The organism is Bacillus zhangzhouensis (assembly GCF_000715205.1).
Taxonomy (GTDB): Bacteria; Bacillota; Bacilli; order Bacillales; family Bacillaceae; genus Bacillus; species Bacillus zhangzhouensis.
Genome location: NZ_JOTP01000015.1, coordinates 1 through 19,882 on the forward strand (window position 1 = coordinate 1; position 19,882 = coordinate 19,882).

Sequence of the window (19,882 nt, forward strand, 5' to 3'; positions counted from 1 at the left end):
TCCATCATCATTACGATGAAAATAAAAAAGATTGTAGAAAAACATGAGTTTCTCTACAATCTGAGTCCCTAAATGGGACTTTTTTTCATATACTTTAAAAGCCAAGCGGATGAATGGAAGTGATCTCATCAATCGCTAATTCAACTGGATTTCCGCCACCTGCTGTACGAATGATCACCGTATTTTCCTTCCTATCCATTATAATCCCTCTGTATGTTTTACCATCGGCTTCAATCAGGCAAAGTGCTCTTGGCATATTATGAGGCAGACTTGTTAGAAAATCGACCTTCTCGTCAATGCTCATTTGACTTAAAGGCTTTTTCACTCGTTTTCTTCTTGGTTCTTGTTTTGTTTCATGAAATACGCCTTCTGGCTGCTTTTCCTCTTCTTTCAGAGGCTCTCGTTCTTGTATAAGCTCTGCCTCTTGTGTGATCTTTTGTTCTTGCTGAAGTGCAGGCGGCTCTGCTTCTTTTTTCTGCTCTACTTCCTGTGATACAGGTTCCTGAGCACTTTCTTCGATCGTGTCTTTAGCGCTTTTTTTGTTTTCTGGCGGTTTTTCTGACTTCTTTCGCTTTCTTACAATATCTTGCATGGCCGGCTTTGATTCATCATAGCTCGGCTGAACAATATACATAAGCGGCTTTTGATTCTCATCACCTTTATTTGACATACTAATCCCTCCCGAATGATTCATTCCTTATATATATGAAAGGATGCTTCAAATCAGAAGAAAAATAAAAAAACAGCATACCAGTCATTGGTATGCTGCAAGTCATTTATTCGTTTAGCGGGCAATGATATGGAAGCCAGAATCAACATGCAGATTCTCACCTGTCATGCCGCGAGATAGATCACTGAATAAGAATAATGCTGTATCGCCAACTTCTTCAGGAGTCGTTGTACGGCGAAGCGGTGCACGCTCTTCAATATCCTTCAGGATCGTATTAAATCCGCTGATGCCTTTTGCAGATAGAGTACGAATTGGTCCAGCAGAAATACTGTTCACGCGGATACCTTCTGCTCCTAGATCAGCTGCTAAATATTTCACACTTGCTTCAAGTGCTGCTTTCGCTACACCCATTACATTGTAGTTAGATACAACACGCTCTCCGCCTAGGTATGTAAGCGTCACAATGCTTCCGCCCTCTGTCATCAATGGACGTGCAGCTTTTGCTACTGCTGTTAATGAGTATGCGCTAATGTTGTGCGCCAAAAGGAACCCTTCACGGTTCGTGTTCAAATATTCACCGACAAGCTCTTCCTTGTTTGCAAACGCAATGGCATGTGCAACACCATGAATGACTTGTACTTTTTCTTTAATTGTAGCAAAGCATTTTTCGATTTCTTCATCACTTGTCACGTCACAAGGAAGAATAATTGAATCATCACGCTCAAGTGTGCTTGCAATCTCTTTCACAGATTCAGCAAGACGGTCTCCAACATAAGTAAAAATCAAACGAGCTCCTGCTTCGTGTAGTGAACGAGCAATTCCCCAAGCGATGCTTCGTTTATTGGCAACACCCATGACCACGATATTACGGCCTTCTAAAGAAAAGTTCATATGTATTAAAGCCTCCCATTTTTTCAAGACATAGTATTAGTACCTGATCATAATATTATCACAGATCATGAGATAATGACAATTTTCGCTCGAAGAAAGTTTCTTTTTAGCCCTATGTCTTTTTTTCAGCGTGATAGAAAGCCCTTGAAGTCTATGAAAGACGAGTACTGGCGCGGAGCGAATTTGACATTCGTGAGCACCAGCACGCAGGACTGACAAAGAATGTGAGAGTTTGTCTACACGCTGAGACCGCCCTCGCAAGTGAAGACGGTCCAATTTTTATCCTTTGATCCTGTTTTGCTGATAAGCAAAATGGTTGGTAGGCCCGTGACCAGCGCCAATATGCAAAGGATATTTAATCGCTTCATGGACAAAAATTTCCGCTGTTTCAAAGGCTTCCTTCATGGAACATCCTTTGGCTATTTCTGCTGTTAATGCCGCTGCAAAAGTACAGCCTGTGCCATGTGTATGTGGTGTATCAATATGTTCATTTGTGACTTCAATAAAGCCTTTTCCATCATACAACAGGTCTGTGATCAGGCCGTCAGATGGACCGTGTCCGCCTTTGATCACTACGTATTTCGCGCCGAGCTCATAAAGACGTTCTGCTGCTAGGTAGCGATCCTCTTTTGTTTGAATGCGTATGCCTGTCAGCACTTCTGCCTCAGGAAGATTGGGCGTTACTGCATAGCTGACTGGCAGTAAGTGTGTTTTCATTGCAGAGACAGCATCCTCATTTAATAAAGAAGCCCCGCCTTTTGCAATCATGACCGGATCTACAATCAGCTTCAGCTGATACTGAACCGTTTTTTCAGCAACCGTTTTGATCATTTCAGCACTCCACAGCATCCCTGTTTTGACGGCATCTGGCAGTAAGTCTTCTGCCACTGCATCTATTTGACTGATTAACGCCTCGATAGAAAGCGGAAATATACCATGAACGCCAAGTGTGTTTTGCGCTGTAATCGCTGTGATCGCAGACATTCCATACACACCAAGCTCCTGAAAGGTTTTCAAATCTGCTTGAATGCCTGCTCCGCCGCCAGAATCAGAACCCGCGATGGTTAATGCCTTTTTAATCGTCATTTCATCACACCCTCTCATTAGCCAATCCATTGATGATAAATGGTTCTCGCTTTGGCAATATCACTTGTACCGTGTACAAGTGCCCTGCCATCTTTGAATAGGACGAGCTTGAACTCGTCCTTTTGACAAGAAAGCAAATACGGATTTTCAAGCACATCCATCCCTGCTTTCTTTAGCCGAAGGGCTACTTCATGTAAAGGCGGTGGCGTCCCTGCTGCACTGCGGATTTGCACCGTATTGCGGCCACAAAGTACGTCTGCCTTCGCTCTCTGGTCATATGAGAGAAATGGATATGTCTTCAATCCACAGCTTGGACATTGCTCCTTCTTTAAAGACGAGACGGACCGAATGTCAGACCGTTCATTTGTCCATAAATCAAAGGATCTTAATATCGGAGTCACTTGATGTCCTGTTAAACTTTTAAGAGCATCTGCCACTTGATATGCCGCCACCTGCTGCACAACCGGACTAATAATACCTGCTGTATCACATGTCATGCCTTGTGCAGGTAAATGCTCAAGCAAGCAGTGTAAACACGGCGTCTCTCCCGGAATGACAGTGAATTGAATGCCATAGCTGGCTACACAGGCTCCATAAAAGAAAGGAATTTGATGTTTGATGGCTGCATCATTTGCGATCATTCGCACCTCAAAATTATCAGCTGCATCCACGATGATCGAAGCCCCGCTGACAAGTTCATCAATATTTTGAGCGGTCACATCAATGACGATTCCTCTTACGCAGACTTCACTGTTCACCTGCTTGAGTCTTTTTTTAGCCGCCACAGCCTTTGGTAGCCGGTCTTGCACATCTTGCTCTGTGTAAAGCTGCTGACGCTGAAGGTTGCTCCATTCAATATAATCTCTATCCAAAATGGTGACAGATCCCACGCCAGCACGAACAAGCATTTCAGCACTGGCTGTTCCAAGTGCTCCCGCTCCAATAATGACAGCCTTTGAGGCGTTTAACTGCTTTTGTCCATCTGTTCCAATCGGCGAAAAAAGCTCTTGACGTGAATAACGTGTGCTCAAAACGCTGGCATCCCTTCCTGCGGACTGCTGGCTGTACCATAGTTTTTCAGCGGAATACGTCCTGCCTCAAAACCTAATCTTCCTGATTCAATGGCCAGCTTCATCGCTTTTGCCATTTTCACAGGGTCCTTTGCACCAGACACGGCGGTATTTAGTAATACAGCGTCAGCCCCTAGTTCCATCGCATAAGCAGCATCCTTAGGAGAGCCTACACCCGCATCAATAATGACCGGCACCTTCGCCTGCTCGATAATAAATGAGAGATTCAGAGGGTTTAGTAAGCCTTGACCTGAACCGATTGGAGAGGCCCCTGGCATGATGGCGTGGACACCGAGTTCTTCTAATTTTCTTGCCAGTACCACATCATCTGATGTATACGGCAGCACGATAAAACCTTCTTCCAATAGCATTTCAGATGCTTTTAGCGTTTCGACTGGATCAGGTAGAAGAGATCTTGAACAGCCAATCACTTCTACCTTGATCATGTCACACAGCCCCGAAGCCTTCGCTAAACGGGCAATACGCACCGCTTCTTCCGCTGTACTTGCGCCTGCTGTATTTGGAAGTAATGTATATTTTGATAAATCAAGCTGCTCTAAAAAATTCGGTTGAGATGCTTCAAAAATGTTCATTCTTCGCACAGCAAAGGTCAAAATTTCAGCTTCTGATACGTTCACTGCTTCCTTTTGAACCTCAAATGATGGATACTTTCCTGTACCAAGTAATAGTCTTGATGTGAATGTTTTTCCGCCAATGTGTAGCATTTTGTCATCCTCCTCCTACAAAGTGAACGATTTCGATCGTGTCATTTGGTTGAATTTCTACTTGTTGAAACGCTTCTTTATCAATAATTTCTTGGTTCTTTTCGACGATCACTACACGATTTTCAAGCTGATAGGCTGATAGCAGATCATAGATCGTTCCATTCTCTTTATCGAAATCAACAACTCTGCCATTCAATTGAATTTTCATATAAACAGTGCCTCCTTTCGGCCAATGCGAAACGCATGAAGCCATTCTTCTTGGACAGGCTTGCCTAATATCAGGTCGCGAATGATTTCTCCAGTAATTGGCGCAAGTAAAATGCCATTCCGATAATGTCCCGTTGCAAAAAGAATACGCTCATCTTCCGGGTGTCTTCCGATATAAGGATGCCGGTCGCTTGTCGCCGGGCGAAGTCCTGCCCAGCATTGATCAATCTGCATCTCCTTTATAGAAGGCATGAGCTGAGACGCTTTTTGAATCACAGCTTCAATGCCGCCAAGTGTCGGAACAGCCTGCCAATCATTTTGCTTCATCGTTGCACCAATTACGAGCTTTCCGCTATCTCTTTGAACGATATAACAATGATCATGGTAAATGGTGTGTGCGAGCGCTGGACCGCTATTCCATACAGACACACATTCTCCTTTTACTGGATAAAGAGAATAAGATAACCCTAGCTCTTCAAAAAAGCGTCCAGACCATACACCACTTGCTATCGTAAGGTCATCACATGTGAATGTGCCATTAGCTGTTCTGACAGTGATTGCTTCTTTGTCCCGTATGACTTCGATCACAGGTGTAAACTCCTTCACATCTGCCCCGTACCGAACAGCTGCCTGCCACAATGCCCTGCATACCGCATAAGGCTCAACATGAACATCCTCTTCAATTAAACCTGCTCCCATGATGTCATTTGCGATTTGCGGCATACGTTTTTTCACACAACTTGCCTCAAGCCACTGAAACGTAGACAAATGCTGCATCCGGCAAAGTGCACGTTTTTCTTCTTCTGTAAAGGCTACCTTCATAATACCGCCCACTGATTTTCGAATATCAATGCCTGATTCATGCTGAAGATCAACTTTTAATTTTTCATATAATGCCTGGCTTGCTCTGCCTACCTGAAAGAAAATATCCTCATGACCCTCTCCTTCAGCATGTGCACCGAGCATCCCAGCAGCCGCACTCGTCGTTTGCTTCCCTATCTCATTCGCCTCAAGTAAAAGAGTCTGCTTTCCTGCTTTTGCAACGTGATACGCAATGGACATCCCTATGATTCCACCGCCAATGATTGCAACGTCATAATGCTTTTTCATAAGGATTCTCCTTTAGCTTTTTAGAAAATGCTTGGGCCATGATGCGCGGCTGATGGTGAGTGAAAATTCCTGACATGACAGCAATCCCTTTCACATTCACGTGCAGCAATTCTGGGATTCGATCAGGCGTCACCCCTCCAATGACCACCACCGGAATAGACAGCGCAGAAGTCAGTTCTTCCACAAGCTTTACGCCTCTCGCCTTAAGTCCTGGTTTACATGAGGTGTCATATACGTGCCCAAACATGACATACTCTGCACCGTTTTCCTCGGCCGCTTTGGCTTCTTCTATCGAATGAACAGACATACCCGCATGAAGGTGAGGAAATTTTTGTCGCAGCTCCTTTGGCGAAAAGCTGTGGCCTGGGAGATGTACCCGGTGAATATTGGTGAGCAGTGCGACGTCTACTCGGTCATTGATGACGAGTTTCTCTTTCGGTACACCTTCTGAAAGGAGTTGTTTCACGAGATCAACAAGCTCACTTGCTGTTTTAGACCGTTCCCGGATATGAATAAAGTCCACTTCAGATTCAATGGCTTTTATTTGCTTGATCAGCTCATTAACAGGAAACGAATCATTTGTCACTGCGTGGAGTTCCATTTGCACCAACTCCATCTAAGCATGCTGTTTGCCACGTTTCTTTTTTATACGCCATCTCCCAGAAATGGTATTCGTAATAGCTTGAAATCACAAAATTTTCTTTCATATTGGCCCGCACGTGATCTGGTGCTTTTTCCGCGAGTTCATCAAAGCGGTTGACCTGTTCAAAGACAAGCTCTTTAAACCAATCCCCTCCATATGTCAAAATCCATTCTTGGTAAATCGGATGGTCAGGTGTCGTTTGTTTCAGCTTTTCCCCCACCTCATAATAGAGCCAGTAGCACGGCAATAACGTGGCTAAAATTTCTTCAAATCGTCCGCTTTTCACAGACCTGTACATATGTGAGGTATACGCATAAGCAGTGGGTGAAGGCTTAAAGCTGTCGAGTGCTTCGTCAGAGATCTGAAGAAGCTCTGTGAACTTTCTATGCAGGGATAGCTCTGCTTCATACGTGCCCTGCGCATGATACGCCATTCTGCCCGTCGTATGTAAGTCCTCACTAATGGCAGCTCCATATGCTTGCATCTTTGCGAAATGAGTTAAATAATACGAATCCTGCATCACGTAATAGGTGAACCGATCGAGTGAAAGTGTGCCATCTCCAATTCCTTTCACAAAAGGATGCGTAAAGCTTCCATTCCACCATGTTGCTGCTGCCTCTTTACATTCCTTTGAAAATGTCATGTTCCTCTCTCCTCCTGTTTCTTCATATAAAAAAGCCACTTTCCGCGTGGAAAGTGGCTTGGAATTTGTAAAAAGCATAGTCAAAAACCGCACCACTTCCCTACGCAGGTATGAACCTGTTCAGGTAATGAGGGTCTAAAAGTCGACACTTTTATCTCAGCCCTTTTAAAGGACTCCCCTAGTGGATCAAACATATGATGTTGTACCTCTATCTTAATCAGGAATTGTTCATTGGTCAAGGGTTCATTGCAACTCTAATTGGGCTCTAAGTCCTGCCACATATTCCCGGGAACCTGACACAAGCACGCGGTCTCCGCTTCTGAGCGTCGTATCTCCATGCGGCACTAAGCTGTCTATCCCTCTAAAAATACGGACAAACACCAAATCGCCGGTAAAAGGGAATTCCCGCAGCATGACATTGTGATACCGATGATTGTTCATTTGAATTTGATACAAAGAAGAATCCTCATTTGTTAACAATCGAATCGCATCAGGCGCTTCAATTAACGCTCTCAGCACCGTTTTAGATGATAGGAAATTAGAAAAAGTATCAATGCCCGCTTCCTTCAGCGTCAGCTCTGCTTCCGCTTTGTTAACACTTGCAATGACTTGTTTCGCCCCTTCTTCTTTTGCAAATAAAGCAATTTCCTTATTTTTTGTCTCACTGCCTGTTGCTACAACTAGAACATCCTCCTGGCCGATGCCTGCCTTTCTCAGCGTCTCATCGTCGTATTGCTCAATCGCTTCAACTTCAAAGATCGAATCGGCAGCAAGCTGTGCTTCTTTATTTTCTTGAAACACATGCAAAATACGGATGTCATATTCATCCTGATGCAAATCAAGTGTTACGGGTAAAGTCAGCTGGTTTGCCCCAATAAAGGTCACACGCTTTTTTTGATTCGTTTCTTGTTCTTTTTTAAACAGCGCTTTAAACCAAACAGGCGTTAAAATACTCGTCAACACAGCGACTAAAATCAATGCGCCTGACATTTTATGATCAATGACACCAAGCCGCTCCCCAATCGTCGCAGCTGCAATGACAAGTGATAACGTCGATGTTAATAAAAAGCCGGAGCCGATGACTTTTTTCATGTCATACCATTTTTTCAAATAAAGAATGGGAATTAGCTTACTAAGCAGTAATGCAATAAACAATAGCGGAATCATGATCATAATGGTTGGGTCCTTGAACAGTGCCCATATATTTAGGTCCACACCGACCATCACAAAAAAGATCGGGATTAAAAATCCGTAACCAAATGAGTCGAGCTGCTGGACAAGCTCTTTATTTGGCGAAAGGAGGGACACGAGCACGCCTGCTAAAAACGCCCCAAGAATATTTTCAGCACCGAGTGATTCAGATAAGGCAACTAAGACTATAATGAGAGTAAAGATTGCCCTTGTCCCAATTTGCACCGTCCCTTTTGACATGGACTGAAAAATGGATTTTGTCTTAAAGACTCGGCCAAATAAATAAAGAAGAATGCCCGCTGCAAATAATAATAACAGCAGCCACATGTTCCCTGTTCCATCGCCATAAATGGAGGAAAACACAGCAAGTAAAATCAGCGTCACCAAATCAGCAATAACGGCCACAAGCAGAATGATTTGACCAATATTCGTCTGCATCAACTTTTCCTCTTTTAAGGTTGGAACCACTACACCTAATGAGATGGTGGAAATGATGAGCGTCATTAAAAAGGCATTTTCGATAAACCCTGCGAGTACAAACGCATAGGACAGGATAAAGGAAATACAAAATACCCCAAGAAAAATAATGGTGGCTGCTTTAAACGTATTTGGTTCTTTTAGACCATTTGGAAGTTCTCTTGCTTTCTTCTTTGATTCAAAAGAAGAAAAATCTATTTCAAGTCCACTTAAAAACATCAGAAAAATAAAACCAAGCATGGATAACGTATCTAGCCATGCGTCATGTTCGACAACTAGTTGAAACCCGCTTTTTCCAATGATGAGCCCCATGATAATTTCAGCGACAACGACCGGAATGGTCAGCTTAAATCGGTGCAATAAAATGGGGGTGAAAAAGGCTACGATAATAACGACAACGAGTGATGAAACAGATGTATGCTCCATTGGCTAAAGCCTCCTAACATTCATATTTAATTTTTTAAGTCTTACGTTAAAGCATTGATTCTAACAATTGCCTAAATGAAATGAAAGCCATTCGTTATATTTTCTAAAATTCAAACTTCTTTACACCCGATGAATTGATGAGATAGATCAGGAGGAAACCTTATGAAATTCGATATCATTGGTGATATCCATGGCTGCTACGAAGAGCTACTTACCCTCATATACAAACTAGGATACGAACTCAAACATGGATTACCCGTCCATCCTGATAAGAGAACACTAGCACTTGTCGGTGATTTAACAGATCGAGGGCCTCAATCAGTAAACGTGATGCAATTTGTCATACATGCCTATTCGCATGGAGCGATCCGTTACGTACCTGGAAACCATTGCTTTAAGCTTTATCGCTATTTAAAAGGAAATCCCGTTAAATTACTGCATGGCATTGAAACAACAGTGAACGAAATAAAAAAACTGCCGCTTCATGAAAAAAACAAATTATCATATGAATTTAAACAGTTATTTGAGAAGGCTCCGCTTTATGATGTGCTGATTCCAGATGAGCTGATCATTGCACACGCAGCGATGAAGGAAAAGGATATTGGAAAGAAGCCAAATAAACAGATGCGATCTTATCTATTATTCGGTGCTGTCACAGGAGAGATTTGGCCGGATGGACGACCTGTGCGGAAGGACTGGGCAAAGGAATATGAAGGGAAACCATGGATTGTTTACGGTCATACACCAGTGAAAGAACCTCGATTTGTTGGCAGAACAGTCAATATTGATACAGGCTGTGTTTTTGGCAATCAGCTGTCAGCTCTTAAATATCCTGAGCTTGTAACTGTCTCTGTCCCTTCATCTATGCCATATGATGATTCTAGGTTCCAGCATTTCACATCATAAAAAACCCGGCCCTGCTTTGCAGGTGACCGGGTTTTCATTCTTTAAAGAAGCAATGCCTTCATGTCAGCTGGCAATGGAGCCGAAAATGTCATTTGCTCACCTGTCATCGGATGAGGAAAGACAAGGGTTTCACTATGCAGCGCCTGCCGATCCATTCTCTCGCTCATTCCGCCATACAGCGTATCACCGATGAGCGGATGACCAAGATATTGCATATGCACACGAATTTGATGTGTTCTTCCAGTTTCAAGTACAAGAGACACATCCGACATGTTCAAATCAGCGTCTACCTGTCGCACTGTATAATGCGTCACTGCCTCTTGACCATCCTCATCGACCATGCGTTCAATGATACTATCCCCTTTTCGGGCAATTTTTGCACGAATGGTTCCATGCTTTTGTGCAATTATGCCCTGTGTAAAAGCTCTGTATGTTCGCTTGACTTCCCCTTTTTTTTGCGCTTTTGATAAAAGGCTGTGTGCAAAGCGATGTTTGGCGACAAGCATCACACCAGATGTATCACGATCAAGACGGCTCACCAAATGAACCGTCAGCCGAACAGACTGCTCAGCATAATGGTAAAGCAGACCATTCGCAATACTATGCTCAGGGTGCTCTCTAGAAGGAATAGATGGGATATATGGCTTCTTATTCAGCACAAGCACATGCTCATCCTCAAATATTATATCCAGCGGAATCGGAGCTGGTTTGAGCCCTTCACTCACTTTTTCCTCAGGAAATAAAATGGTGAGCCTGTCTCCCCCGTGCAGCTCATATCTCACGGTGACATGCTCTCCATTAATCAGCAGATCACCGCCATCAAATTTAATATCAGTCAGCATTCTTTTCGAAATACCAAGATCAATTAAATAGTCCTTTAAGGACAGCCCCTTTTCTTTGGCTGTCATGGTTTTGGTTAGCGTAAAGTATTCCAGCGAGAACGACCTCTTTCTTATTCTCCTTTTCCGATAAAGGAATCTTGCACCCTTTTCCAAAATGGAAATGGTCTAAATCGGGCAAAACGAACATTCTCGTCTGCCACTCGACATTGAATAGATTTAACATCTTTATGAAGCAGCGACAAATGATCAATTGTTACCTGAAAATCAACATCATTAATTGGTTTGATCACACAAGTATGGTGGTCTGGCAAAATCAGCGGTGAACCGACCGTCCGGAATACTCTGTTGTTGATTGAGGCCATTTCTGCCAGCTGAATGGCTCTAATGGAAGGGTGGATAATGGCGCCCCCAAGTGCTTTATTATAGGCCGTACTGCCAGATGGCGTAGACAGACAAAGACCGTCACCTCTGAAAGTTTCAAAAAGTTGACCCCTAATTTCAACATCTGCCACAAGCGTGCCTTCCATACTTTTAATCGTACATTCATTCATTGCTAAATATTTCTCTTCCCGGCCTCCGTCGTTGTATCTAACGATGACTTCAAGAATCGGATATTCCACAATATGATAAGGCGTTTTGGCAATTGCTAGGACAAGCTTTTCGATTTCACTTGGCACCCAATCAGCATAAAAACCAAGATGACCTGTATGAACACCGACAAAAGCTGTTTCATTTAAGCGGTTGCTATAGCGGTGAAAGGCATATAAAAGGGTTCCGTCTCCTCCAACAGTAATGACAAGATCCGGTTCCTCTTCATTTAATTCCATTCCAAAATCCAATAAGTAGGTCTGAATTTTATTTTTGAGTGTGTCAGATACAGAATTCCCTTTCGAAGAAACTGCAAATTTCATGAATTCTTCTCCTTTTTCACCTTGCTGCTATGAGAGGGCAGCATCATATTTGATCAAGCTGAGGCTCAGCTATCGTTTTTCTTTTTCCGGGAAAACGCCACTTGTGCTTCTTGAATTTCCCCTCTGATTTCAGACATCTCATCATCAAGAAGAGATGCTGCCTCAGAAGCTCTTTGAAGGCGCTGCTTGACCTTCTCCGGGATATTCCCGCTATATTTATAATTCAGAGAATGCTCGATGGTCGCCCAAAAGTTCATGGCAAGCGTACGAATTTGGATTTCGACCAGAAGCTGCTTCTCTCCATTGACTGTTTGCAGCGGATATAACACAACAAGGTGGTACGAGCGGTATCCGCTTTCTTTATGTTCTGCAATATAGTCGCGTTTATCTACAACCACAAAGTCTTTTCGTGACTGGAGCATTTTTTTTACAACTTGTATATCTTCTACAAACTGGCACATAATGCGAAGCCCAGCAATATCCTGCATTGTTTCAATCTCATGCATCGGGATGTTTTTACGCTTTGCCTTTTCTAATATGCTAGCAACGGGTTTCACTCGGCCTGTGACAAATTCTACTGGTGAATGGTCATCCTCAAATTCGTACAGCTTTCGAATGCCTTTTAGTTTCACTTTTAGTTCTTCAACTGCTTGTTTATACGGTGCGAGGAATTGATCCCATTGTTTTTTGTCCATGAAACTTCCCCCAATTCCAAATACCTAATTATTTCAGAGGAATGTGCTCTTCACTTTCTCTTCCATATCTCCGTAATTGGCATTGTCTTTAATATTGTCGATTAAATAGTTTAATTCCTGATGAAGTTGAATGAGTTCTAACGATTGTTCTTCCGCCGCCAAATAGACAGGGATGTCAAGATTCATTGCTTCTTTTATTGGAGCCCATGTATGTTCCCCTAAAATAAGATACATAAAAGACTCCTCGGTTTCGAGTATGTAAACGAACGCAAAGTGATCAGAATCAACAAGCATTTGTCCTGATGCTTTTGCTTTTTGAATGAGCTCCTCTGACTGGATCGTCAAAATCAGCCTGTCTTCTTTTAAAGTTGCTTCTGTGATTTCAATTCTGTTTTGCATCATGATCTCCTTTACAACAAAGTACAGCTTTATTTTATCATATCAAGTTCAATATTGATAAACCGAACTTTTTGCGAAAATACCGTTTTCTTCTTTTATATGATCATTTCACATGATTCAGCTTAAATGTTAGTACTTGTTAAAGGACTAATTAAAGAAAAAAATAGATTTTTACATTGAGAACACACATCATGTACAATATGAATATTTCCTCTAAATGAAAGGTTGATGTCAAGATGGCACAGGAAATTGAAATCGAACTAAAGCAATTATTAATGAAAGAAGAATTTGAACAGCTAAAACAATATTTTCAATTGAAGGATGCGGATTTCCGCACTCAAACCAATTATTACTTTGATACACCTCACTTTGATATAAAATCTCAATTAGCTGCATTAAGAATGAGAGAAAAAGACGGTCAGTGGGTTCTCACGTTAAAAGAACCACACGAGATAGGCTTGCTCGAAACCCATCAAACGATAGCTCCTCCTACTCGCGTTGACGATTTTGAGCTGCCAGAAGGTGAGGTGGCGGACCGGTTAGACCACCTGAACATTCAAAGGGATCAAATTGTGTATTTTGGTTCGCTTGAAACATCAAGAGCAGAAAAAATGATCGAAGAAGGCTTAATTGTTTTGGATCACAGCCGATATTTAACAGTAGAGGACTATGAACTTGAATTTGAAGTGAGTGACTTAGAAATCGGACAAGCCGCATTCTCCGCACTGCTCCATCAATTTCAGATCCCAGCACGAAACACGAAAAACAAAGTGGTTCGTTTTTATGAAGAGAAAATGAAAACACAAAATAGATGAATTCCTTGAAGGAGGAACATGATGAACGTCAATCAACTTCAATCCTTTATGCAGCTTCAAGCGCTCAAAACGTTACAATCGGATAACGGACAATCGCAAATGCAGACCGGCCAAGAATCGAGTGCTCAAGCTTCATTCCAGTCGCTGTTGCAAGATTTTTTAGGCGGATCAGAACTATCACGTCTCCCGCTCTCAATCTCTGCTCTTATGGGAACGGATCCATCAACGGCTCCGAACACACAATATGCGCGTACGAATCCATACCTATCTGCCATCGCCGGCAGTGAACAGCTTCAATCTCAGTCTTTATATGCTGATGACGGTCAATTAAATACGGCGAATGGCATTGGAAACGTCTTAAACAACAATTATACGCCGCCGCTTCAAAAAGCGGTCTCAAGCGGTTCATCAAAAGAGATTAATCAGATCGTGTCACAAATGGCTGAAAAGCATGGCGTCCCAGAGAAGCTGATCCACGCGGTCATCAAGCAAGAATCCGGCTATCGCTCGAATGCTGTCAGTCATGCAGGTGCGCTCGGGCTCATGCAGCTCATGCCGTCTACTGCTAAATCACTTGGCGTGAGTAATGCCTTTGATGCGGCCCAAAACATTGAAGGCGGAACGAAGTATTTAAAACAAATGCTTCAGAAATATAATGGAAATGTCTCACTCGCCTTAGCTGCTTATAACGCAGGCTCAGGAAATGTAGATAAATATGGAGGCATTCCACCATTTAAAGAGACACAAAATTATGTAAAGAAAATCACAGCACAATATTATGCCTAAACCGAAGAGAATAACCTCTTCGGTTTTTTGTATGTCGCTTTTCACCCTTTTTTGACCGAATGTGTTATGATATGGTCAATTGATCACGGAACCCGCCTCTCTCTGTATTTCCAATAGGCCAAAGCGGTTTGTTTGTGGAATTGAGTTGAGGTTGTTAAAATAAGTATACAACAATAGAAACAATAAAATAGAACAGACTGAATATCATTTTTGAAATACATGAACTTCGCAATAGGGTGAGTCATCCTATTAGCTACGAGTAAAAGGAGTAGTCAACATGGTACAATCGTTTAACGCACCTTACGAAGCGGTTGGAGAGGAACTTCTATCGCAACTTGTTGATACTTTTTATGAAAATGTAAAGTGTCATCCCTTGCTTCATCCTATTTTCCCGGATGACTTAAAAGAAACAGCAAGAAAACAAAAACAGTTTCTAACTCAATATTTAGGCGGCCCCCCGCTTTATACAGAGGAGCATGGTCACCCCATGCTGCGGGCGAGACATCTCCCTTTTCCGATTACTGAGGAGCGGGCTGACGCATGGCTTGAATGCATGGAGGATGCAATGGATCAAGTAGGACTAACCGGCGATATTCGTGACTTTTTATTTGAGCGGCTTTCTCTGACGGCTCGTCATATGGTGAATCAAACACCTGAAAAGGACGGACGATCTTGAGCTGCAATCAGCACGATCAATATTTCTCACACTGTCACGGACATCCTCAAAAGCCGATTGAAATCTATGTATTCATTGATCCTCTCAGCCCAGACTGCTGGTTATTGGAGCCTTCAATTAAAAAATTGAAGATGAAGTATGGCCGTTTCTTCACTTTACGAACGGTCACAAGTTCGAGTATTAATGCATTGAACCGGAAAAGAAAAAAGCATTTGCTGACAGAAGCATGGGGGAAATTTGCTACCAAAACTCAGACCAAAAAAGAACAAATGCTGTCTGAACAAATTGTAACATCACCCTACCTCGCCTCGCTCGCACTAAAAGCAGCTGAGCTTCAAGGTAGAAAATGCGGAATGAAATTTTTACGTCTCATTCAAGAATCACTTTTTTGCCATCAGCAGGATGTCACAAGTGAACATGTCTTGCTGGAAAATGCAAAAAGTGCTGGACTGGACATAGAGGAATTTCAGCGGGACATCCATTCTCAAAGTGCTGTCAAAGCACTAAAATGTGATATGAAAATTGCAGCTGAAATGGACGTATCTGAACTTCCTACCTTCGCCTTTTTTAATACGGTAAACGGAGATGAAGGATTAAAGATTTCAGGTGCATACTCTTATGATATATACGAGGAAATTCTCTTTGAAATGATTGGTGAAAAACCTACACCTTCAGAACGGCCTCCGATTGAATGGTTTATTGCTTACTTTCAATTTGCCTCTGCAAAAGAGATTGCCGTAGTATACGACCTGACGCTTGAAGAAGTTGAACGAGAAATGAAGAAGCTGGCTTTCGCCAAAAAGGTAGAACGTGTACAAGTACATCAAGAAATGTTTTGGCGCTATAAAGAAGATGAAAATCATTCAGAGCTTGATGTCTACCGCTGTGAGAATGAACATGGGTGCTGACCCATGTTTTTTCTTTACCTTTAATAGGAACATTCGTTCTGTTTTTTAACACGAAGAAACCGCGCCGGGATAAGCGCGGTTTCACTATGTCTTAACGACAACAAAGGGGATGGGAGAAATTTTTCACGGTCAAACAAAGGGGTAATGTTTGTATGTGATTAATTTCACATCTGTAGTATATCAAATTTTGTCGACTTATGACAACCGATATGCTATATGTTCATATTTTTGTCACAAAACATAAGAGGGTTGTCACTTTCATATAGTGAAAGTAACGAAAAAATGGAGGGATTTGCATGCGCAGCACAACCATTGGACTTGTTGCCATTGGCTTATGTTTCTTTTTAAATATATTAGGCTTAATGAAGTTGCTGCCTCTTTATCTGACGTCTCCGCTCTTATTTGCTTCCATTCTCTTTGTGCTCTATCGAATGAACCACCGTAAGACCTTTAAAGGATTTAAAGGTTGATGATTTGCAAGAACGACCTCGTCATGAGAAGAGGTCGTTTTTTGTGATCAGAAAAAAACTCCTGTCAAAAGATGAGCTTACACTCACACGTCTGACAGAAGTCTTTTCATTACTCACCCGTTGTGGAGATGAGTTCTTCCATTTCTTTGAGTTTTTCTTCGAACAATTGACATGCCGCTTCAATTGGTTCTTTAGATGCCATATCAACACCTGCTTTTTTCAGCACATTGATTGGGTAATCGGAGCTTCCTGCTTTAAGGAAATCTGTATAACGCTCCACCGCAGGTTTACCTTCTGTTAATATTTGCTTGCTTAATGCCTGCGCCGCACTATAGCCTGTCGCATATTGGTACACATAATAGTTGTAATAGAAATGAGGGATTCTCGTCCATTCTAATCCGATTTCCTTATCAACAACCATGCCGTCGCCAAAATATTTCTTATTCAGGTCGTAATAAAGGTTCGTCATAAACTCTGGCGTTAATGCCTCTCCTTCTTGTGCTTTCACATGAATAAGGTGCTCAAACTCAGCAAACATCGTTTGTCTGAATACTGTTCCTCTAAACCCTTCTAACAAGTGATTTAACACATACAAACGCTGCTTTTTATCCTCTAAATGATTGAGCAAGTATTCGCCTAGTAACGCTTCATTTGTTGTGGAAGCCACTTCAGCTACAAAAATACTATAGTTGCCATACGGATAAGGCTGGTGCTTTCTTGTATAGTAGCTGTGGACAGAGTGCCCAAATTCATGAGCCAGTGTAAATAAATTATCAATATTATTTTGCCAGTTCATTAATATATATGGATTGGTACCATAGCTTCCTGATGAATACGCACCGCTTCGTTTCCCTTTATTCTCATAAACGTCTACCCAGCGATTGTCGAGTCCTTCTTTTAACACGGACACATATTCTTCTCCTAATGGCGCTAATCCCTTCAGCATATAATTCTTTGCTTCATCGTAGGTTAACTTCATGCCAGCATCTTTCACAAGTGGTGTATACAAGTCATAATTGTGCACTTCATCAAGCTTTAATACCTTTTTACGTAATTCAATATAACGGTGTAATAACGGTAAGTATTGATGAACTGTATCAATTAGATTGTCATACACTTCTTCCGGAATGCTATTTCTTGATAATGCTGCTTCTCTTGCGGATTTGTAATTTCGTACTTTCGCATAAAAATTATCTTTTTTAATCGAACCGCTCAGTGTAGAAGCAAGTGTATTCTTATACTGATCATATGTTTTATAAACGGCTTTGAAGGCATTCTTTCTCACTTCACGATCATCACTGTTTAAAAATGTGATGAAGTTGCCGTGAGTAATTTTCTTTTCTTCCCCATCCTCATCCTTTACAGAAGGGAACGAAATATCGGCATTGTTAAACATACTAAAAGTAGTGGATGCAGATGAAAGAGGTTCAGAGGCTTCAGCTAATAAAGCTTCTTGCTCCTCACTTAAAATATGTGGGCGCTCTTTGTTAATTTCTTCGAGAGCGTGAGAATAAAGTTTTAACTCTTCTTTTTCCAGAATAAATTGTTGCAGTTTATCTTCTTGAATCGATAAAATCTCTGGAACAATATACGCAGATGTACTAGACAGTTGTGTAAATAAATTGGACGCCTTATCATTTAATGCCTGAAATGATGAGTTTGTTGTATCTTCATCGTATTTCATATGCGCATATGTATAAAGCTTGCCAAGCTTTTCAGAAAGTTGATCCTGAAATGTTAGGGCTTCATACAGGACATCAGCAGAATGAGCCAGCTTGCCTTTAAATTGGGCTAGCTTAGGAATTTCTTTTTTTACAGCTTCAAATTCCTTGTTCCATGAATCGACGCTTTCAAAAATATCTTCAAGACGCCATTTGTTTTCTTCTTTTACTTCGCTTCTGTCTGGTAGATGGTTGTTTTTACTTTGTGAAGTCATATGAATCCCCCTTGCATGAGTTGTGTTGAACCAACCTTTCGGAAAGTGAAAGAAATTGGTGTTGTATTTATCTTCTTTGTTTTGAGCTATATTTGTCAAATCATATGCAGAAATAAATACCAAACCGACTAATAAAATGAGAAAAAAGCGTTTCTTTCTATTCAATAGCAGCACCACCTTTTTCTTATCATGATCAAAGTGGGCATGAAACATGCTAATGAAATAAGAAAGCATCTCGTTTTAACACTTCATCTAATGTTTGTATTGGCATTTGATTCGACGTTACTTCATAATTACCCTCTTTCGTCATATGTAAAAACCCTTTGTAGACGAGTGCTTTTACATATGCGGTGATCACCTCTTTGACTTCTTCTATTGAGACATCTGCATATCGGACCTTCACTTCTTTTGCCTGCACACACCGATAGATTTCTTTTATTAAGTGTTGAATGGTCATTGGCCCTCTTCCTCTTTTCCTAACCATCCAATCATAAAGACATCCCTGCCAGACATAAACGGGACTTGTAAAGATATACGCTTCTGTCAGTGGGATAAATAATTCAGATGGCAAAAACGGAAATGCCATTTGGTGATGCTCATAAAAAATGTGTCTCAAACGCTTACTTTCATTTGATAAAATGCGAGGAGGCCTCTGCCTAAATTGTTGTATACACCTAAGCCATTGCTTGTTTAATCGATGCTTGCTCGAGGGAGGAGATAGAATCGCCGAAAGTTGACGGTATGCTGAAGGCGGTCTGACGGTTATTGTGGCACATATTTTTGTTGGCTGAAACACGAGGATTTGATCAAGATGGATGAACATTTGCTGAATCGGACAGTAAAAAATCAGTCTCCTTTTCTTCGTTTGCCTTAAGATTCCCCAATGAATGGAGGAGAAAGAAAAGAGCTGTGTAGATTTTCGTTTTAAACGATTTGCACCTATGATCCATAAAGGATAGAGCCCTGCTGCACGGAGACCTTCTGTTCTTTTTTGCAGCTCTTGCTGCGAAATATTCGCACATTGAAATTCGAGCGCATAGTCTGCATCTCCTATAGCGACGGTCACATCAGGACGCTGCTGAACCTTTGAAACATACTTCTCCAGCACCGGTTCATGTCCAAGCCTAGTGAGCCAAGCCTTGATGGCTGCCTTCCCCGCCTGATGATAAGCCGTTTCGCCTGAAGCAGCTAATGGACATGCTGTCAGCTGTTTATGTGCAAAATGATAGACACGATGCTCACCTAGCTTTAATTGCACCTCCTGCCTGCATTCAGGGCAATAAAACTTGCATGTAGCCCTTACATGCTCTAACCGACTTTTCGTTAGATGATGTGTAATTCTGATAAGCTTCCCATTATCCATGATCGCTTCGTTCATTCATTTCGCTCCTTGCTCTTT

22 protein-coding genes and 1 riboswitch are annotated in these 19,882 nt (G+C 41.8%); of the genes, 6 read left to right on the forward strand and 16 right to left on the reverse strand.

From position 1 onward, the window contains the following. Positions 1-94: 94 nt before the first annotated feature. The 10 genes from BA70_RS12695 to BA70_RS12740 all read right to left on the reverse strand — a co-directional run bounded on the left by BA70_RS12695 (position 95) and on the right by BA70_RS12740 (position 9,139). Positions 95-670, reverse strand: coding sequence for a CotO family spore coat protein (locus BA70_RS12695; RefSeq protein WP_034322840.1), 576 nt, complete (start codon positions 668-670; stop codon positions 95-97). A gap of 114 nt (positions 671-784) precedes the next feature. Beyond that, positions 785-1,561, reverse strand: coding sequence for an enoyl-ACP reductase FabI (gene fabI / locus BA70_RS12700; protein ID WP_034322842.1), 777 nt, complete (start codon positions 1,559-1,561; stop codon positions 785-787). 279 nt (positions 1,562-1,840) lie between these two features. Further along, positions 1,841-2,647: a bifunctional hydroxymethylpyrimidine kinase/phosphomethylpyrimidine kinase gene (gene thiD, locus BA70_RS12705; protein ID WP_034322844.1), complete on the reverse strand. Its 807-nt coding sequence runs from the start codon at positions 2,645-2,647 to the stop codon at positions 1,841-1,843. A 17-nt stretch (positions 2,648-2,664) separates the two neighbouring features. Then, positions 2,665-3,678 (reverse strand): thiazole biosynthesis adenylyltransferase ThiF, encoded by a 1,014-nt coding sequence (locus BA70_RS12710; RefSeq protein WP_034322846.1) that lies wholly within the window; start codon positions 3,676-3,678, stop codon positions 2,665-2,667. Further along, positions 3,675-4,442, reverse strand: coding sequence for a thiazole synthase (locus tag BA70_RS12715; protein WP_034322849.1), 768 nt, complete (start codon positions 4,440-4,442; stop codon positions 3,675-3,677). The genes BA70_RS12710 and BA70_RS12715 overlap by 4 nt, the downstream gene beginning before the upstream one ends. A 4-nt stretch (positions 4,443-4,446) precedes the next feature. Continuing rightward, on the reverse strand, positions 4,447-4,650 hold the full coding sequence (thiS, locus tag BA70_RS12720) for a sulfur carrier protein ThiS (protein ID WP_034322851.1): 204 nt from the start codon (positions 4,648-4,650) through the stop codon (positions 4,447-4,449). Next, a complete protein-coding gene (gene thiO, locus BA70_RS12725) occupies positions 4,647-5,759 on the reverse strand; it encodes a glycine oxidase ThiO (protein ID WP_034322854.1) in 1,113 nt (370 codons plus the stop codon). Before thiO ends, thiS begins: the two co-directional genes overlap by 4 nt. Next, positions 5,743-6,360: a thiazole tautomerase TenI gene (gene tenI / locus BA70_RS12730; protein WP_034322857.1), complete on the reverse strand. Its 618-nt coding sequence runs from the start codon at positions 6,358-6,360 to the stop codon at positions 5,743-5,745. The genes thiO and tenI overlap by 17 nt, the downstream gene beginning before the upstream one ends. Then, on the reverse strand, positions 6,335-7,045 hold the full coding sequence (gene tenA, locus BA70_RS12735) for a thiaminase II (RefSeq protein WP_034322859.1): 711 nt from the start codon (positions 7,043-7,045) through the stop codon (positions 6,335-6,337). The genes tenI and tenA overlap by 26 nt, the downstream gene beginning before the upstream one ends. 80 nt (positions 7,046-7,125) lie before the next feature. Beyond that, positions 7,126-7,235, reverse strand: a riboswitch (TPP riboswitch). Between the two features lie 53 nt (positions 7,236-7,288). Continuing rightward, positions 7,289-9,139 carry a monovalent cation:proton antiporter family protein gene (locus BA70_RS12740; RefSeq protein WP_034322861.1) on the reverse strand — a complete coding sequence of 617 codons (1,851 nt, stop codon included), beginning with the start codon at positions 9,137-9,139 and terminating at the stop codon, positions 7,289-7,291. Between the two features lie 162 nt (positions 9,140-9,301). Here BA70_RS12740 and prpE point away from each other — a divergent pair, with 162 nt between their 5' ends. Then, entirely contained in the window at positions 9,302-10,045 is a 744-nt protein-coding gene (gene prpE, locus BA70_RS12745; RefSeq protein WP_034322864.1) for a bis(5'-nucleosyl)-tetraphosphatase PrpE, read from the forward strand. A gap of 41 nt (positions 10,046-10,086) precedes the next feature. Here prpE and BA70_RS12750 read toward each other — a convergent pair whose 3' ends face one another. From BA70_RS12750 to BA70_RS12765, 4 genes are all read right to left on the reverse strand, one after another. Next, the gene (locus BA70_RS12750; RefSeq protein ID WP_034322995.1) at positions 10,087-10,980 is read right to left on the reverse strand and encodes an RluA family pseudouridine synthase; all 894 of its coding nucleotides are present in this window, start codon (positions 10,978-10,980) and stop codon (positions 10,087-10,089) included. 17 nt (positions 10,981-10,997) lie between these two features. After that, complete coding sequence (locus tag BA70_RS12755; RefSeq protein ID WP_008355343.1) at positions 10,998-11,798, reverse strand: NAD kinase; 801 nt, start codon at positions 11,796-11,798, stop codon at positions 10,998-11,000. Between the two features lie 65 nt (positions 11,799-11,863). Then, the gene (gene yjbM, locus BA70_RS12760; RefSeq protein WP_034322868.1) at positions 11,864-12,493 is read right to left on the reverse strand and encodes a GTP diphosphokinase; all 630 of its coding nucleotides are present in this window, start codon (positions 12,491-12,493) and stop codon (positions 11,864-11,866) included. A 33-nt stretch (positions 12,494-12,526) separates the two neighbouring features. Beyond that, positions 12,527-12,892 carry a UPF0738 family protein gene (locus tag BA70_RS12765; RefSeq protein ID WP_034322871.1) on the reverse strand — a complete coding sequence of 122 codons (366 nt, stop codon included), beginning with the start codon at positions 12,890-12,892 and terminating at the stop codon, positions 12,527-12,529. A 236-nt stretch (positions 12,893-13,128) separates the two neighbouring features. On the opposite strand from BA70_RS12765, the gene BA70_RS12770 reads away from it, so the two are divergent. The 5 genes from BA70_RS12770 (at position 13,129) to BA70_RS20350 (ending at position 16,547) form a co-directional block, all read left to right on the forward strand. After that, the gene (locus BA70_RS12770) at positions 13,129-13,707 is read left to right on the forward strand and encodes a CYTH domain-containing protein (RefSeq protein WP_034322873.1); all 579 of its coding nucleotides are present in this window, start codon (positions 13,129-13,131) and stop codon (positions 13,705-13,707) included. Between the two features lie 21 nt (positions 13,708-13,728). Next, on the forward strand, positions 13,729-14,493 hold the full coding sequence (locus BA70_RS12775; protein ID WP_034322875.1) for a lytic transglycosylase domain-containing protein: 765 nt from the start codon (positions 13,729-13,731) through the stop codon (positions 14,491-14,493). A 277-nt stretch (positions 14,494-14,770) separates the two neighbouring features. Next, positions 14,771-15,169, forward strand: a complete 399-nt coding sequence (locus BA70_RS12780) for a globin domain-containing protein (protein WP_008355333.1) — start codon at positions 14,771-14,773, stop codon at positions 15,167-15,169. Beyond that, positions 15,166-16,077 carry a ClpXP adapter SpxH family protein gene (locus BA70_RS12785; RefSeq protein WP_034322878.1) on the forward strand — a complete coding sequence of 304 codons (912 nt, stop codon included), beginning with the start codon at positions 15,166-15,168 and terminating at the stop codon, positions 16,075-16,077. Before BA70_RS12780 ends, BA70_RS12785 begins: the two co-directional genes overlap by 4 nt. Before the next feature lie 296 nt (positions 16,078-16,373). Next, positions 16,374-16,547: a hypothetical protein gene (locus tag BA70_RS20350; RefSeq protein ID WP_034322881.1), complete on the forward strand. Its 174-nt coding sequence runs from the start codon at positions 16,374-16,376 to the stop codon at positions 16,545-16,547. A gap of 109 nt (positions 16,548-16,656) precedes the next feature. Here BA70_RS20350 and pepF read toward each other — a convergent pair whose 3' ends face one another. Together pepF and BA70_RS12800 are read right to left on the reverse strand one after the other, a co-directional pair. Beyond that, on the reverse strand, positions 16,657-18,483 hold the full coding sequence (pepF, locus tag BA70_RS12795) for an oligoendopeptidase F (protein WP_338058952.1): 1,827 nt from the start codon (positions 18,481-18,483) through the stop codon (positions 16,657-16,659). Between the two features lie 214 nt (positions 18,484-18,697). Further along, positions 18,698-19,861, reverse strand: a complete 1,164-nt coding sequence (locus BA70_RS12800) for a competence protein CoiA (protein WP_034322886.1) — start codon at positions 19,859-19,861, stop codon at positions 18,698-18,700. Positions 19,862-19,882: the final 21 nt, after the last annotated feature.

Coding starts and splice junctions, on each gene's coding strand:
- BA70_RS12695 (WP_034322840.1), bottom strand. CDS start 670: ATGTCAAATAAAGGTGATGAGAATCAAAAGCCGCTTATGTATATTGTT.
- fabI (WP_034322842.1), bottom strand. CDS start 1,561: ATGAACTTTTCTTTAGAAGGCCGTAATATCGTGGTCATGGGTGTTGCC.
- thiD (WP_034322844.1), bottom strand. CDS start 2,647: ATGACGATTAAAAAGGCATTAACCATCGCGGGTTCTGATTCTGGCGGC.
- BA70_RS12715 (WP_034322849.1), bottom strand. CDS start 4,442: ATGCTACACATTGGCGGAAAAACATTCACATCAAGACTATTACTTGGT.
- thiS (WP_034322851.1), bottom strand. CDS start 4,650: ATGAAAATTCAATTGAATGGCAGAGTTGTTGATTTCGATAAAGAGAAT.
- thiO (WP_034322854.1), bottom strand. CDS start 5,759: ATGAAAAAGCATTATGACGTTGCAATCATTGGCGGTGGAATCATAGGG.
- tenI (WP_034322857.1), bottom strand. CDS start 6,360: ATGGAACTCCACGCAGTGACAAATGATTCGTTTCCTGTTAATGAGCTG.
- tenA (WP_034322859.1), bottom strand. CDS start 7,045: ATGACATTTTCAAAGGAATGTAAAGAGGCAGCAGCAACATGGTGGAAT.
- BA70_RS12740 (WP_034322861.1), bottom strand. CDS start 9,139: ATGGAGCATACATCTGTTTCATCACTCGTTGTCGTTATTATCGTAGCC.
- prpE (WP_034322864.1), top strand. CDS start 9,302: ATGAAATTCGATATCATTGGTGATATCCATGGCTGCTACGAAGAGCTA.
- BA70_RS12755 (WP_008355343.1), bottom strand. CDS start 11,798: ATGAAATTTGCAGTTTCTTCGAAAGGGAATTCTGTATCTGACACACTC.
- yjbM (WP_034322868.1), bottom strand. CDS start 12,493: ATGGACAAAAAACAATGGGATCAATTCCTCGCACCGTATAAACAAGCA.
- BA70_RS12765 (WP_034322871.1), bottom strand. CDS start 12,892: ATGCAAAACAGAATTGAAATCACAGAAGCAACTTTAAAAGAAGACAGG.
- BA70_RS12770 (WP_034322873.1), top strand. CDS start 13,129: ATGGCACAGGAAATTGAAATCGAACTAAAGCAATTATTAATGAAAGAA.
- BA70_RS12775 (WP_034322875.1), top strand. CDS start 13,729: ATGAACGTCAATCAACTTCAATCCTTTATGCAGCTTCAAGCGCTCAAA.
- BA70_RS12780 (WP_008355333.1), top strand. CDS start 14,771: ATGGTACAATCGTTTAACGCACCTTACGAAGCGGTTGGAGAGGAACTT.
- BA70_RS20350 (WP_034322881.1), top strand. CDS start 16,374: ATGCGCAGCACAACCATTGGACTTGTTGCCATTGGCTTATGTTTCTTT.
- pepF (WP_338058952.1), bottom strand. CDS start 18,483: ATGACTTCACAAAGTAAAAACAACCATCTACCAGACAGAAGCGAAGTA.
- BA70_RS12800 (WP_034322886.1), bottom strand. CDS start 19,861: ATGAACGAAGCGATCATGGATAATGGGAAGCTTATCAGAATTACACAT.